The 14,852-nt window shown below is 73.6% G+C and carries 11 protein-coding genes and 1 pseudogene; 4 read left to right on the top strand and 8 right to left on the bottom strand.

The window, feature by feature from the left end:
* Window positions 1-40: 40 nt before the first annotated feature.
* The gene (locus OG900_12460; protein WUH90828.1) at window positions 41-1,069 is read right to left on the bottom strand and encodes an LLM class flavin-dependent oxidoreductase; all 1,029 of its coding nucleotides are present in this window, start codon (window positions 1,067-1,069) and stop codon (window positions 41-43) included.
* Window positions 1,070-1,242: 173 nt separating this feature from the next.
* Between OG900_12460 and OG900_12455 the strand changes: the two genes are divergently transcribed.
* Window positions 1,243-1,560 (top strand): ATP/GTP-binding protein, encoded by a 318-nt coding sequence (locus OG900_12455; protein ID WUH90827.1) that lies wholly within the window; start codon window positions 1,243-1,245, stop codon window positions 1,558-1,560.
* Window positions 1,561-1,581: 21 nt separating this feature from the next.
* Here OG900_12455 and OG900_12450 read toward each other — a convergent pair whose 3' ends face one another.
* The 5 genes from OG900_12450 to mce form a co-directional block, all read right to left on the bottom strand.
* Entirely contained in the window at window positions 1,582-2,355 is a 774-nt protein-coding gene (locus tag OG900_12450) for an ABC transporter permease (protein WUH90826.1), read from the bottom strand.
* Window position 2,356: 1 nt separating this feature from the next.
* Window positions 2,357-3,454 (bottom strand): ATP-binding cassette domain-containing protein, encoded by a 1,098-nt coding sequence (locus OG900_12445; protein WUH90825.1) that lies wholly within the window; start codon window positions 3,452-3,454, stop codon window positions 2,357-2,359.
* Between the two features lie 100 nt (window positions 3,455-3,554).
* Entirely contained in the window at window positions 3,555-4,490 is a 936-nt protein-coding gene (locus OG900_12440; GenBank protein ID WUH90824.1) for a cellulose-binding protein, read from the bottom strand.
* A 105-nt stretch (window positions 4,491-4,595) separates the two neighbouring features.
* Window positions 4,596-8,102 carry a hypothetical protein gene (locus OG900_12435; GenBank protein WUH95728.1) on the bottom strand — a complete coding sequence of 1,169 codons (3,507 nt, stop codon included), beginning with the start codon at window positions 8,100-8,102 and terminating at the stop codon, window positions 4,596-4,598.
* Window positions 8,103-8,338: 236 nt separating this feature from the next.
* Complete coding sequence (gene mce / locus OG900_12430; GenBank protein ID WUH90823.1) at window positions 8,339-8,833, bottom strand: methylmalonyl-CoA epimerase; 495 nt, start codon at window positions 8,831-8,833, stop codon at window positions 8,339-8,341.
* Between the two features lie 161 nt (window positions 8,834-8,994).
* On the opposite strand from mce, the gene OG900_12425 reads away from it, so the two are divergent.
* Window positions 8,995-10,173: an acetyl-CoA C-acetyltransferase gene (locus OG900_12425; GenBank protein ID WUH95727.1), complete on the top strand. Its 1,179-nt coding sequence runs from the start codon at window positions 8,995-8,997 to the stop codon at window positions 10,171-10,173.
* A 60-nt stretch (window positions 10,174-10,233) separates the two neighbouring features.
* Entirely contained in the window at window positions 10,234-11,187 is a 954-nt protein-coding gene (gene meaB, locus OG900_12420) for a methylmalonyl Co-A mutase-associated GTPase MeaB (GenBank protein WUH90822.1), read from the top strand.
* Window positions 11,188-11,276: 89 nt separating this feature from the next.
* Here meaB and OG900_12415 read toward each other — a convergent pair.
* Window positions 11,277-12,431: pseudogene (locus OG900_12415) on the bottom strand (FAD-dependent monooxygenase).
* Window positions 12,432-12,532: 101 nt separating this feature from the next.
* On the opposite strand from OG900_12415, the gene OG900_12410 reads away from it, so the two are divergent.
* On the top strand, window positions 12,533-13,156 hold the full coding sequence (locus OG900_12410; protein ID WUH90821.1) for a TetR family transcriptional regulator: 624 nt from the start codon (window positions 12,533-12,535) through the stop codon (window positions 13,154-13,156).
* 21 nt (window positions 13,157-13,177) lie between these two features.
* Here OG900_12410 and murJ read toward each other — a convergent pair whose 3' ends face one another.
* Window positions 13,178-14,788, bottom strand: coding sequence for a murein biosynthesis integral membrane protein MurJ (murJ, locus tag OG900_12405; GenBank protein WUH90820.1), 1,611 nt, complete (start codon window positions 14,786-14,788; stop codon window positions 13,178-13,180).
* Window positions 14,789-14,852 lie beyond the last annotated feature (64 nt).

Raw genomic sequence — 14,852 nt, 5'->3', positions numbered from 1 at the left:
ACAACAGGGCGTGCTTCCGCGACGGGCCGTGCACATGTGATCAGGCCAGTTCCGGGAGCACGTCACCGCCGAGACGTGCCACATTGTGCAGGGTCGCCGCGAGGTCGCCCGAGCCCTCGACCAGCAGCGCGAAGCGGGTGATACCGGTGGCCTCCGCGGTCGCCGCGAGCCGGTCGGCGCACAGCCGCGGCGGGCCGACCGGGTGCAGGTCGCACAGCAGGTCGGTGTACGCGTACGGGTCGCGCTTCGTGCGCGCCCGGCCGTCGACCGTACGGTGTGCGGCCAGGCCCTGCTGCAGCCAGCCGGGCATCGCCTTGCGCAGCGTCTCGACCGCGTCCGCGCGGGTGTCGGCGACCTGGGCCACCCCCGCCGAGACGTGCGCGGCGGCCGCGACCGCGTCGGCGCGGTGGCCCGCGGCCAGTGCGGTGCGCCGCCACAGGGCGACCATCGCGGCCTTGTCCTGGTCGCCGCAGTGCATGCCGAGCAGCATCGGCAGCCCGCGCTCCGCGGCCAGCCGCACGGTGCCGGGGGAGGTGCACGCCACCACGACCGCGGGCCCCGCACCGGCCGGCTCCAGCTCGTCGGCCCGCGGCACCACCGGCACGTCGCGGAAGGCGTAGCGCGGCCCCTGGGCGCCCACCGAGGGCTCCCGCAGCCAGCGCAGCAGCAGATCCAGCGACTCGGGGAAACCGTGCTCGTACGCGTCCTTGCCGGCCCCGAAGACCTCCAGGTCCATCCAGGGCCCGCCGCGGCCCACCCCGAGGGTGAAGCGGCCGCCGGAGACCAGGTGCAGCAGTGCCGCCTGCTCGCCGAGGGCCACCGGGTGCGTGGTCGGCAGCACGCTGACCGCGGTGCCGACGCCGATCCGCCGGGTCCGCCCGAGCAGCAGCGCGGCCAGTGTGACCGCCGACGGGCACACCCCGTACGGCACGAAGTGGTGCTCGGCCAGCCATACCGCGTCCAGCCCGGCGGCCTCCGCCGCCTCCGCGGTCGATATCGCCCGGTGCAGCGGCTCCGCCTGGCCCTGACCGGGGAACTGAGCCGCGAGTACGAACGTCCCAACGCGCATCGCCCACTCCCTCCTTGGAGTGACTAACGCCTGGCACGTGCCAAGGGCACGGCTTTCCGCGGCGTTTTCATGATTTTCGGCAGAGGTGTGGCGGAAGCGCCCGTTCGGGTACCCGGTGTCCCGGCGCGTACCCTGGATGCCGTCCGCGAAGCCAGCAGAGCGCGAGGTGTTCCGTGTCGCCGCGACGTAACCACCCGCACGGCGCCCAGCGCCCCGCAAAAAGCAGCCAGGAGTCCGGGGTCGGCGGTGCCGGCACCGAGGAGTGGCAGGGCGAGGAGTGGGTGGTGCGGCCGATCGCCGGCGCCGCGTCGGCCAAGCACTACCGCTGCCCCGGCTGCGACCAGGAGATCCCGCCGGGCGTCGGCCATGTGGTGGCATGGCGTGAGTACGACGGCCTGGACGACCGGCGGCACTGGCACCGGGCCTGCTGGAACGCGAAGGACCGCCGCACCAGCAAGGTGCGGCGGTCCCGTAACGCGCCGAGGTACTGAGCGCCGAGCGGCGGGCGGGCCTCAGGCGTCGCGCTGCCTGAGCACCAGGTAGCCGCCGAGCAGGACCACCACGACCCACACCGCCATGATGCCGATGCCGCCCCACGGCCCGTAGGGCGAGTCGCCGCCGGTGTCCGGCACCACCTGGATGATCTTCTGGCCCGCCCGGTCGGGGAAGTAGCGCGCGACCGTCTTCACCTTCGGGATCGCCGACAGGATCGGCGAGACCAGGAAGAAGAACGGCATCAGGATGCCCAGGCCCAGCATCGGGCTGCGCAGCATCGCCGCCGCGCCCACGCACAGCAGCACCAGCAGCGTCATGTACAGCCCTGCGCCGACGACCGCGCGCAGCACTCCCGGGTCGCCGATGTGCGCCTTGTGCGAGCCGAGCAGCGCCTGCCCGACGAAGAACACGATGAAGCTGGTCGCCATGCCGACCACCAGCGCCAGCGCGCCGGCCACCGCGACCTTGCTGGCGTAGAAGGAGCCGCGCTGCGGCACCGCGGCCAGCGAGGTGCGGATCATGCCGGTGCTGTACTCGCTGGCGATGACCAGCACACCGAAGACGATCAGCGCGAGCTGCCCGAGCTGCATCCCGACGAAGCTGGTGTTGGTCGGGTCGAAGGTGGCCTGGTCGTCCGACGACAGGTCACCCCAGGTGTTGTCGATCACCAGGCAGATGATCGCGCCGAGGGCGACGGTCACGATGAAGGCCAGGGCCAGCGTCCAGATGGTGGAGCGGACCGACCTGATCTTGGTCCACTCGGACTGCAGGATCGCGGAGGGCGCAGCCATGTCAACGCCCCTTTCCGGAGCCGGGGTTGCGCCACTGCGAGCCCCACTGCTGCCCGCCGCCCTGCGGCGGCCGGCCGGGCGGCTGGGCGCCGGGCGGCTGCTGCGGCGGCGGCGCCGTGGGCGCCGGTGCCCCGTGCTGCCACTGCTGCCGCCCCGGCGCGACCGGCACCGGCACCGAGGCGCCGGGCGTCACCGCGCCGTGCGCGTGGTATTCGACCGACTCGGCGGTCAGCTGCATGAACGCTTCCTCCAACGACGCCCGCTGCGGGCTCAGTTCGTGCAGCACCAGCCGGTGCTGCGCGGCCAGTTCACCGAGCGCCGCGGCGTCCGTGCCGGTGATCTCGAAGGCACCGTCGCCGGTGGTCACCACGATGTGCCCGGCCGCGGTCAGCACATCCTTGAGCCGTTCCGGCTGCGGGGTGCGCAGCCGCACGTACGACCGGGAGTTCTTCTCGATGAAGTCCGCCATCGAGGTGTCCGCCAGCAGCCGCCCGCGGCCGATCACGATCAGGTGCTCCGCGGTCAGCGCCATCTCGCTCATCAGGTGGCTGGACACGAAGACCGTGCGGCCCTGCGCGGCCAGTCCCTTCATGAGGTTCCGGATCCAGTGGATGCCCTCCGGGTCGAGGCCGTTGACCGGCTCGTCGAACATCAGGATCTCCGGGTCGCCCAGCAGCGCCGCGGCGATGCCCAGCCGCTGGCCCATGCCCAGCGAGAACCCCTTGGAGCGCTTGCGCGCCACCGCGGACAGACCCACCGTCTCCAGCACCTCGCCCACCCGCCGGGTGGGGATGCGGTTGGACTGCGCGATGCACAGCAGGTGGTTGTACGCGGTGCGGCCGCCGTGGATCGACTTGGCGTCGAGCAGCGCCCCGATGTGCTTGAGCGGCTCGCTGAGCTGCGCGTAGTGCCTGCCGTCGATACGGACGTCGCCGCTGGTCGGCGAGTCCAGGCCGAGCAGCATCCGCATCGTGGTGGACTTGCCCGCGCCGTTCGGCCCGAGGAATCCGGTCACCACGCCGGGGCGCACGGTGAAGGTCAGATGGTCGACTGCGGTCTTGTCCCCGTACCGCTTGGTGAGCCCCTGCAACTCAATCATGGGGGCGAGGCTAGCAAGACACGGCGGAACCCCCGCACGCGAGAGTACGGGGGTTCCGCGAATACCGGTGGAACAAACCAGCCCGCGCCGACCTGTGGGGTCAGCGGGACTGCTGGGCCGGGACGCCGCGCGAGATCGGCTCGTCGTCCGGGGAGCCCGCGGCGGCGACGGCCGCGCCGGTCAGCGTGGCCAGCATCTCGCGGACGTTGGTCAGCTGCGCGTTGATGCTGTCGCGGCGGTTGGTCAGCGCCGCCAGCTCGCGCTCGGACTCGCTGCGGATCCGGTCGGCCTTCGCGTTCGCGTCCGCGACGATGTCCTCGGACTGGCGCTGCGCGGTCTCCACCGTCTGGCGGGCCCGGCGCTCGGCGTCCGTGCGCAGCTTCTCCGCCTCAAGGCGCAGCTGCTCGGCGCGGTGCTCGATCTCCGCCAGGCGCTTCTCCGCCTTCGCCTGACGCGACGCCAGGTCGCGCTCGGACTGCTCGCGGCGCTTGGCCAGGTTGGTCTCGAAGTCCGCGGCGGCCTGGGCGGCCTTGGCGCGGGTCTCCTCGAACAGCGCGTCGGCTTCCTCGCGCTTGGCCAGGGCGTCCTTCTGGGCGTCGCTGCGCAGCTGGGTGGCGTCGCCCTTCGCCTTGTCGACGATCCGGGCGCCCTCGTCCTCGGCCTTGGACTTGCGGTCGGCCGCGAAGGCCTCCGCGTCGTTGCGCACCTGCGCGGCCGCGGAATCGGCCAGCTCGCGGTGCTGCTCGGCGGCGCGACGGGCCTCCTCACGCAGGTCCTTGGCCTCTTCCTCGGCCAGGCGGAGGATCTTCTCCACCCGGGCGCCGAGACCGGCGTAGGACGGCTCGGAGTCGTTCACCTGAGCCGCGGCGTTCTGGGTTTCGAGGTGCAGTTCCTCGATGCGCTTCTCCAGCGCGGTGATGCGCGTCAGGGCACTGTCACGGTCGGCGACGAGCTTGGTGATGCGGTCGTCCACCTGTCCGCGGTCGTATCCGCGACGCACCAACTCGAAGCCGAAGGGGGAGGAAGTGTCGCTCATGGGGTTCCTGTCGATGATTCAGACCGGTGAGGTGATAGAGGGAATCCTAGGGGGCTCAGCGGCGTGTCACCGAGCCATTGCGCATTCGGCATGGAGAATGTCCGCTCAATCGAGTGGCGCATCGTCGTTGCGCTTGCCACCCGTTCGGGCGGAACCGGCGGCCGCTCCCGCGGAGACCGTACTCTTCGTGCTTTTCGCCGCGCCACCGGGTGCTTCGAACGACTCCAGCGCCTCCAGCACGTCCTGGACCCGGCCGATCTCCGCGTTGATGTCCTCGCGCCTGCGGACCAGGGTGTCCAGCTCCCGCCGGCCCTCGGTCACGATCCGCTCGGCCTCGGCACGGGCCTCCCCCTTGACCCGCTCCGCTTCCCGCTCGGCCTCGGACTTGTTCTGCTCGGCTTCCTTGAGCAGGCCCTCGACCTTCTTCACCGCGGCGATACGGACCTTACTCGCCTCCGAGGTGGCGGTGGACTTGATCTCGGCGGCCTTCTGCTCCGCCTCGCGCAGTTGTTCGGTCGCCGCGGCGACCAGCTTGTCGACCCTTTCGCCGACCACCCGCATCGCCTCGGCGGCCTCCTTGCGGGAGCGGTCGTGCAGCTCCTCCACCTCGGACTCCACCCGGCGGCGCAGCTCGTCGGTGCGCTCCCTGATCGTGGTGGCGTCCCTGCGGGCCTCGCCGAGCAGCGTGTCGGCGTCCGTACGCGCCCGCTCGACCATGCCGTTGCCCTCCGCGGTGGCCTCGTTGACCAGCCGCTCCGCCTCCGCGCGGGCCGCGGCGACCATCGTGTCCGCCTGGTCCTCGGCGGCCTCGGCGACCCGCCTGGCCTCGGCCTGCGCCTTGCCGACCAGCTCGTCGGCCTGCTCGGCGGCCTCGCTGCGGCGCTTGTTGGCCGCCTCCCTGGCCTCGTCCAGGATCCGCTGCGAGCCGGTGCGCGACTCCTCGGCCTCCCGCTCCGCGCCCGCCAGCGCCTCCCTGGACAAGGTGCCGAGCCGGTCGGCCTCCTCGCGGGCCCTGCCGACCAGCTGGTCTGCCTGGTTCGCGGCGTCCGTGCGCATCCGGTTGGCGTCGTCGCGGGCCTCGGCGCGCAGCCGGTCCGCCTCCTCGATGGCCTCGGTCACCGTACGGTCGGCGAGCGACCTGGCCGCCTCCGACTCCGACTGGGCCTCGGAGCGCATGCGCGACACGTCCTGGCCGGCCCGCTCCCGCTCGGAATTGGCGTCCGCGCGCAGCCGGTCCGCCTCGCCCTGCGCCTCGGAGCGCACCCTTTCGGCCGCGTGCTCGGCCGCAGAGCGCAGCCCGGCGATCTCCTGCTCCGCCTCCTGGTGCAGATGCGCGACCGCCTCCCGCACCTGCTGCGCGGTCGCCTCGGCCGTCGACACCAGCTCGCCGGCCCGCTGCTCGGCCTCGGCCGCCAGCCGGTCGGCCTCAGCCGCCGCGTCCTCGACCCGCTTGCGGGCCGCCGCGAGCAGCTCCTCGCTCTCCTCGCGGGCCCTGGCCCGCTCCTGCTCGGCCTCGCCGCGTGCGGCCGCCAGCAGCTCCTCGGCCTCCCTGCGCCGCCTGGCCGCCTCCTCCTGGGCGGCGGCCAGCGCTTCCGCGGCCTCCACCCCGAGCCGCTCCGCCGCCGCGGACGCCTCGGCCCGCACCCGGTCGGCGGTCTCCTGCGCCTCGGTCCTGCGCTGCTCGGCCTCCGCCGCCGCCTCGGCCTGCACGCGCAGCGCGACGTTCTCGCCCTCAGCGCGGGACTGGGCCGCGTCCGCCGCCGCCTCGTCCCGCAGCCGTACGGCCTCCGCCTCGGCCTGCTCCTGGAGCGTACGGACCCGCTCCGCGGTCTCCTGGCGCAGCTGCTCGGCCTCGGCCGCCGCCTCCGCGCGGATCCGGTCCGCCTCCGCGGTCGCGTCCCGCAGGCCCTGCTCGGCGGCGCCGACCCGGGCCTCCGCCTCCTCGCGCAGCCGGGCGAGGTCGGCCTCGGTCTCCTCGCGCATCCGCGCCACGATCGTGCCGGCCTCGGCCCGCTGCTCGGCCGCGGCCCGCTCTGCGGCCTCGGTGACCGCAGCGCCCTGCCGCTCGGCCTCGGCCCGCAGCTCGTCGGCCTCCGCGCGGGCGCCGCGCAGCGCCTCCTCGGCCTTCGCGCCCAGTGCGGAGGCCCGCTCCACGGATTCGGTACGCATCCGCTCGGCCTCGGCGGACGCGCTCTGCCGCTGCTCGTCGCCGTCGGCCTTGGCCTTGGCCAGCAGTTCCTCGGCCCTGCTCGCGGCCTCCTCGATCTGCTGCACCGCCTCGCGGCGGGCCTCGCCGCGGATCCGCTCGCCCTCGGCGACCGCGTCGGCCCGCAGCTGCTCGGCCTCGCCGCGCAGCCGCCTGGCCTCCTCCTGCAGCTCGACCGTCCTGGCCCGGTATTCCTCGGTGTCGTCCTGGGCGGCGCCGCGCAGCTCCTGCGCCGAGGCCTCCGCCTCGCTGCGCAGCCGGTCCGCCTCGGCCTGGGCCTCGCTGCGGATCCGCTCGGCCTCCTCGCCGGCGCCCTTGGTGGTGGAGCGGGCGTCCTCGGAGGCCTTGGTCAGGATCTCCTCGGCCGAGCGGGCGGCCTGCGCCAGCTGGGCGGCGGCGTCCTCCGCGGCGGCGGCCCTGGCCGCCTCCTGGGCCTCGCTGCGGATCCGCTCGGCCTCGGCGCGGGCGTCGGCGACGGTCTGCTCGGCCTCCGTCTTGGCGGCCTCCGCCTCCCGCGTCGCCTCGTTGACCATCCGGGCGATCTCGGCCCTGGCCGTACGGGTGCGCTGCTCGTTCTCCGTCTCGGCGGCCGCCAGCCGCTTCGCGGCGCCCGCGCCGGCCTCCTCGCGCAGCCGCTCGGCTTCCGCGGTGGCTGTACGCAGCGCCTCGTCGGCCTCGCGCAGCCGCTCCTCGGCCAGCCGGGACAGCTCGGTGGCCCTGATCCTGGCGTCGTCGGACTCGCTGCGGGTCGTGGTGCGCAGCTGCTCGGCCTCGCTGGTCGCCTCCTGGGCCTGCGCGGACGCGGCGGTCAGCAGCCGCTCGGCGTCGGTGCGCGCCCTGCGCAGCAGCTGCTCCGCCTCGCCGCGGGCCGCCTGGGCGTCGGCGGTGAGCCGCTCCCTGGTCTGCTCGGCGACCCGGGTCGCCTCGGCGCGGGCGGCGGCCAGCGCCGCCTCGGACTCCGCCCTGGTCTCGTCGAGCAGCCGGCGGGCCTGCGACTCGCTGCGGGCCCGCAGTTGCTCGGCCCATGCCACGTTCTCGTTGACGTGCGTCTCGACGTTGGCCCTGCGGTCGGCCAGCTCCTCGTCCAGCTGGCGGCGCCTGGCGATGGCCTCGGCGTGCCACTCGGCCTCGAAGCGCGACTGGTGCTCCGCCTGCTCCTGGAGCAGCCGCTGGGTCTGCGCTCTGGCCTCGCGCAGCTCGCGCTCGGCGTCCGCGCGCAGCTGGTCGGCCTGGATCTGGGCATTGCGCAGCAGCTGGTCGGCCTGGTGCCCGATGTTGTCGTAGGCAGGACGGGACGCCAGCATGCGTCGCGCCTCGTGCAGCTTGGCGCGCAGCACCTCGACCTGGTATCCGAGGTCGTCGGCGTGATCGACCGCTTTGCCCCGCTCGGTACGAAGCCGGTCCATCTCGGCTTCGAGCTGAGAGAGCTGGTCGTCAGCCCGGTAGCTGTCGTTGCCCCGCACTCCGCGGTCCCATCGGTCTCCTGGCGTACTCACCCGCCAACCGGGTGAGATTCTCCGTGCCCCTGTTTGAATCCAGGGCCATAGGAAGAATGGTGTCAGATCAACGGCGCGGAGCGGGAGCGTACCCAGAGCCCACCCCGGTCGGCCCGGTCACTCTACCGGGCAGGACGGGGGTTGGGTCAGTGGTCCTGAGGGTCCTGGACGAGACCGGATCCGGCCGCCGGTCCGCCGTCCGCCGCGGCACCGCCGTGCTGACCGGCCGCGGTCACCAGTTCGGTGAGCACCCCGTGGCAGTCCTTGGGGTGCAGGAAAGTGATCCTGGACTCCATGGAGCCGCGCCGCGGCTCGTCGTAGAGCACCCTGACGCCCTTGCCCCTGATGGCCTCGGAGTCCGCGTCCACGTCCGCGGTGCCGAAGGCGATGTGGTGCACGCCCTCGCCGTTCTTCGCCAGCCACTTGCCGACCGCGGAGTCCTCCCTGGTCGGCTCCAGCAGTTGGAGGTAGGAGGAGCCGCCGTCCGAGGTGCCGTTGATCTTGAGCATGGCCTCGCGCACGCCCTGCTCGTCGTTCACCTCGCTGTGGAACACCTCGAAGCCATACGTGGCACGGTAGAACTCGACGGTCGCGTCGAGGTCGAAGCAGGCGATCCCGATGTGGTCGATACGAGTCAGCATGGAACCAGTCCACCGTACGGTCCCATGATTACGCAACGTGCGCGCCATCACACGTTCCGCCGGATGACGCAGGCCTTACCCGCCAGTACATTGACGCTAACCCTCGTTAACCTCCTCTCTTCAGCCGAAGGGGCCGCTCCATGGGAAACAAGACTCGATCGGTGATCGTCGCGGGTGCCCGCACCCCGATGGGCAGACTGCTCGGCGGCCTGCGCGGCTTCTCCGGCGCAGACCTCGGCGGCTTCGCGATCAAGGCGGCGCTGGAGCGGGCCGGCGTCTCCGGCGACCAGGTGCAGTACGTGATCATGGGCCAGGTGCTGCAGGCCGGCGCCGGCCAGATCCCCGCCCGCCAGGCCGCCGTCAAGGCCGGCATCCCGATGTCGGTGCCCGCCCTCACCGTGAACAAGGTGTGCCTGTCGGGACTCGACGCCATCGCGCTGGCCGACCAGCTGATCCGCGCCGGCGAGTTCGACATCGTGGTGGCCGGCGGCCAGGAGTCCATGACCAACGCCCCGCACCTGCTGCCCGGCTCCCGGGCCGGCTTCAAGTACGGCGCGATGGAGATGCTCGACTCGATGGCCCACGACGGCCTCACCGACGCCTTCGAGAACATCGCGATGGGCGAGTCCACCGAGAAGCACAACACCCGGCTCGGCATCGAGCGCGCCCCGCAGGACGTCTTCGCTGCCCTGTCCCACCAGCGGGCCGCCGCCGCCCAGAAGAACGGCCTTTTCGACGCCGAGATCACCCCGGTCGAGATCCCGCAGCGCAAGGGCGACCCGGTGGTCCTCAGCAAGGACGAGGGCATCCGCCCGGAGACCACCGCGGAATCCCTGGGCCGGCTGCGCCCCGCCTTCGCCGCCGACGGCACCATCACCGCGGGCACCTCCTCGCAGATCTCCGACGGCGCCGCCGCCGTGGTCGTCATGAGCCGCGCCAAGGCCGAGGAGCTGGGCCTTGAGTGGATCGCCGAGATCGGCGCCCACGGCAATGTGGCGGGCCCCGACAACTCGCTCCAGTCCCAGCCCTCGAACGCCATCGCCCACGCCTTGGGCAAGGACGGCCTCACGGTGGCCGACCTCGACCTCATCGAGATCAACGAGGCCTTCGCGGCGGTCGCCGTGCAGTCCATGAAGGACCTCGGGGTGACACCTGAAAGGGTGAACGTGAACGGTGGCGCGATCGCGCTCGGCCACCCCATCGGCATGTCGGGAGCACGTATCGTTCTGCACCTGGCCCTGGAGCTGCGCCGCCGCGGCGGCGGCACCGGTGCCGCCGCCCTGTGCGGGGGCGGCGGGCAGGGCGACGCGCTGATCCTGCACGTGCCGGCCGGCCGGTGACGGGCTGACCGGAAGACACGGATCAGAAGACACGGATCGAAAGACGGAGGGCATTCGGCGATGGTGGACGTCCACTCACTGGTCGAGCAGGCCCGGGAGGGCCGTCCCCGGGCCGTGGCCCGGCTGATCTCACTGGTCGAGGGGGCGTCCCCGCAGCTGCGCGAGGTCATGGCCGCGCTCGCACCGCTGTCCGGCGGCGCCTACGTGGTCGGCCTCACCGGATCGCCCGGCGTCGGCAAGTCCACCTCCACCTCGGCCCTGGTCGGCGCCTACCGCAAGGCGGGCCGCAGGGTCGGGGTGCTGGCGGTCGACCCGTCCTCGCCCTTCTCCGGCGGCGCCCTGCTCGGCGACCGGGTGCGCATGTCGGAGCACGCCTCCGACCCGGGCGTCTACATCCGCTCGATGGCCACCCGCGGCCACCTCGGCGGCCTCGCCTGGGCCGCCCCGCAGGCCATCCGGGTGCTCGACGCGGCCGGCTGCGACGTGATCCTGGTCGAGACGGTCGGCGTCGGCCAGTCCGAGGTCGAGATCGCAGCCCAGGCCGACACCTCGGTCGTGCTGCTCGCCCCCGGCATGGGCGACGGCATCCAGGCCGCCAAGGCCGGCATCCTGGAGATCGGCGACGTCTACGTCGTCAACAAGGCCGACCGCGACGGCGCCGACGCCACCGCCCGCGAGCTGAACCACATGCTCGGCCTGGGCGAGGCCCGCGGCGCCGGCGACTGGCGCCCCCCGATCGTCAAGACCGTCGCCGCCCGCGGCGAGGGCATCGACGAGGTGGTCGAGGCCCTCGACAAGCACCGCGCCTGGATGGAGGAGCACGACGTGCTCACCGCCCGCCGCCGCACCCGCGCCGCCCACGAGATCGAGACCATCGCCCTGACCGCGCTCCGCGCCCGTATCGGCACCCTCCACGGCGACCAGCACCTGTCCGCCCTGGCGGCCCGCGTCACCGACGGCGCGACCGACCCCTACACGGCCGCGGACGAGCTGATCGCCGGCCTGACGGCGTAGCCACCGGGAAGTCCCCGCGCGTCAGCAAGCCCCGGCGTCAGGAAGCCCCGGCGTCAGGAAGCCGCTGCGTCGGGGAGCGGCCAGGGCTGGGAGAGGCCGGACATCAGTCCTGACACGTATCTGTTGGCCTCGGGGAGGCGCAGGAGGTCGGTGAGGACCTCGCGCAGTTCGAGGGTGTCCTGGCCGGGGTGGGGGTGGGCCAGGGCGCGCTGGGCCTGGGTGATGCGCAGGGTCCACGCGCCCGCCGGGTGGCGCTCGGCGTGGTAGCTGTCGAGGAGGGATTCGCCGGCCCGGCCCTGGAGCACCGCGGCCATCTTCCAGCCGAGGGCGAAGGCGTCCTGGACGCCCAGATTCAGGCCCTGGCCGCCGAAGGGCGGGTGGATGTGGGCGGCGTCGCCGGCGAAGAAGACGCTGCCGGCGCGGTAGGCCTCGACCTGGCGGGTGGCGTCGCCGAAGCGTGAGGCGTTGTCCATGGCGGCCAGGACGGTCCGCTCGCCGTAGACGGCGCGCAGCGCCCGCGCGACCTCCTCGAAGTCCACCGGCCGGTCCCTGTCGGGCTGGTCGCCGTCCGCCACCCCGCCGGTGTAGCGGTAGCGGTCGCCGCCCAGCGGCGCCAGCATCGCCCAGTGGCCCTGGGCCTCGCGGGTGAGCGTGCTGATGTGCCCGACGGCCTTCGGCACCAGGTCGGACACCGACGAGAGCCGCACGTCGGCGAGCGCCGCGGTGAACGTACCGGCCCGGCCGGGGAAGGCCACGCCGAGCAGTTTGCGCACCGTGCTGTGGCCGCCGTCGCAGGCCGCCAGGTAGCGGGCCGCGATCCGGCGGCCGCCGGCCGTCGCGGCCACACCGGCGGGGGACTGCTCCACCGCCGTCACCGGGGCGCCGCGCCGCACCTCGGCCCCCAGCGAGACGGCCCGCTCGGCGAGCACCTCCTCGACCTCCCACTGCGGGACCGCGAGGGTGTGCGGGTGGGCGGTGTCCCACACCGTGCAGTCGAGCGGCACGGGCAGCATCGCGAAGTGCCCGCCGCCCGGCTCGGCCGGTATCGCCCGGTCCCGCAGCGGCTCCAGCAGGCCGCGCGCCGCGAACAGCTCCTGGGTGCGCGGCTGGAGCGCCCCGCCCTTGGTCTGCCGCAGCGGCGCCGGCAGGCGCTCGACCACCACGGTCTCCACCCCGGCCAGGGCCAGCTCGCACGCCAGCGTCAGCCCGGTGGGTCCCGCGCCCGCCACGATCACGTCGGTCATCGTCCACTCCTCCGTAGCGATCCTGCACAATCCTGCACTGGATGCAAAACTACACTGAGTGCGAGAAAAGTCCGAGTGCGGGATTCTGTTACGGTGGCGCCATGGCAGGCCTGCGTGAACGCAAGAGGGCGCGGACCCACGCCGCCATCTCGGACGCGGCCATCGCGCTCTTCCTGGAACGCGGCTTCGACCAGGTGTCGGTCGCGGAGGTGGCCGAGGCCGCCGAGGTCTCGAAGCGGACCGTCTTCGCGTACTTCCCCGCCAAGGAGGACCTGGTCGTCCACCGCTTCGCCGACCACGAGGCCGAGCCGGCCCGGGTCGTCCGCGCCCGCCCCCCGGACGTCGGTCCGCTGGCGGCCCTGCGCGGCCACTTCCTGGCCGGGCTGCGCGACCGCGACCCGGTCACCGGGCTCAACGACATCCCGCAGATCCTGGCGCTCACCCGGATGGTCAGGCAGACGCCCGCGCTGCGCACCCGCGCGATCGGCTTCCAGGAGGCCGCGCAAAGCGCGCTCGCCGAGGCGCTGCGCGAGACCGCGGGGGTCCCCGCGCTGACCGCGCGCCTGGCCGCCACCCAGGTCGTGGGCATCCACTGGCTGCTGTCGATGGACAACCACGAGGCGCTGACCGGCGGCCAGAGCGCCGACGCCCGCTTCCCGGCGGCGCTGGAAGACGCGGAGCACGCCTTCGCGGTGCTGTCCGAGGGCCTCGCCGGCTACCTGTAGGACGCCTGAGCGCCCACGGTGCTAGAGCCGGCCGAAGCGCAGGCCCAGCGGCCGCGCCAGGACCGCCGCGGGCAGCACCAGGGCCGCGCAACCCGCCAGCAGCGCCGCCAGATCGGCCGCCGACGACGTACCGAACCGCCCGGCACAGTAGTGCGCGGCCGCCAGCGACAGCGCGGCACCCGGCAGGAAGGCGGCGAGCAGCCGCAGGTGGTGCGACAGCACCCGGGGCCGCCAGGCCAGCCGGCGCCGCAGCAGCGCGGAGGTCGCGAGCAGCCCCGCCGTACAGGCGACGGCATAGCCGGCCGCCATGCCGGTGACCGCCCAGCGGGCCGGCAGCAGCGCGTAGGAAGCCGCCGCCAGCGAGGCGTTGACGGCGGCGATCAGCACGTTGAGGAAGAAGGGCGTACGCGTGTCGCCCAGCGCGTAGAAGCCGCGGGCCAGCAGATACTGGCCCGCGAAAGCGGGCAGCCCGAGCGCGAAGGCGGTCAGCATCCAGCCGATCGCCGCGGCGTCCGCCTCCGTGGTGGCGCCGTGCTGGAAGACGACACCGGTGATCTGCGGGGCGAGCGTCAGGAAGGCCAGGACGGCGGGCACGACGGCGGTGCCCGACGTGTTCAGGCCGCGGGTCAGGTCGGCGCCGACCGCCGCGTGGTCGCCGTCCGCCGCCGCCCGGCTCATCCGCGGCAGCAGCGCGGTGACCAGCGAGACGGTGACGATGCCCTGCGGGACGACCCACAGGCTGTACGCGTTGCTGTACGCCGCATAGCCCACGCCCGCGCGGTGCCCGGCCGCCAGCGCGTGCTGCCCGGCGGAGGTCGACAGCCGGGTGACGACCCAGTAGGCGGCCTGGTTGACCAGCACCAGCAGCAGCGTCCACACCGCGGCCCGCAGCGGCTGGGTCAGCCCGGCGCCGCGCCAGTCGAACCGCGGATGCCAGCGGAAGCCCGCGGCGCGCAGGGAGGGCAGCAGGCCGAGCGCCTGCACCGCGATGCCCGCGGTGCTGCCGAGGCCCAGCACCATCGCGTCCCGGTCGTCGACGCCGCCGCGGGCGGTGCCGAGGTAGAGGCCGAACACGGCGATGACGACGAGGTTGTTGAGCACCGGCGTCCACATCATCGCGCCGAAGCGGTCGCGGGCGCCCAGCACCTGGCCGAGCAGCGTGAAGACGCCGTAGCAGAGGATCTGCGGCAGGCAGTAGCGGGCCAGCGTGACCGTGAGGTCGCGCTGCGCGCCGCCGAAGTCCGGTGCGTAGGCCGTCACCAGGAGCGGCGCCGCCAGCACCGCCAGCGCGGTGATCAGGGCCAGCGCGACCGCGCACAGGGTGAGCAGGCGGTCGGTGTACGCCTGGCCGCCGTCGGCGTGCTCCTTCGCCGCGCGGACCAGTTCGGGCACGAAGACGGACTGGAGGGCGCCGCCGATCATCAGGGCGTAGATGATGTTCGGGACGGTGTTGGCGACACCGAAGGCGTCACCGGAGGCCGCGGTGCCCACGCTTGCGGTGATCACCGCCAAGCGGAGGAAGCCCGTCGCTCGCGACGCCAGCGAGCCGGCCACCATCAGCGTGCCGCTGCGGCGCAGCGACGGCCGCGCATGTGCCCTGCGGCCACCTGGTCTTGCCGGCGCCGTCGTCAACCCCTGCTCCTCACGTTCTGCCCCCGCCCCTCGTCCGCGCGTACCCCGCGCCCCTGAGGTCCTG

The organism is Streptomyces sp. NBC_00433, assembly GCA_036015235.1.
Taxonomy (GTDB): Bacteria; Actinomycetota; Actinomycetes; order Streptomycetales; family Streptomycetaceae; genus Actinacidiphila.
The sequence above is the reverse complement of the archived record's forward strand: the minus strand, read 5'-3'. Positions and strand labels throughout refer to the sequence as shown.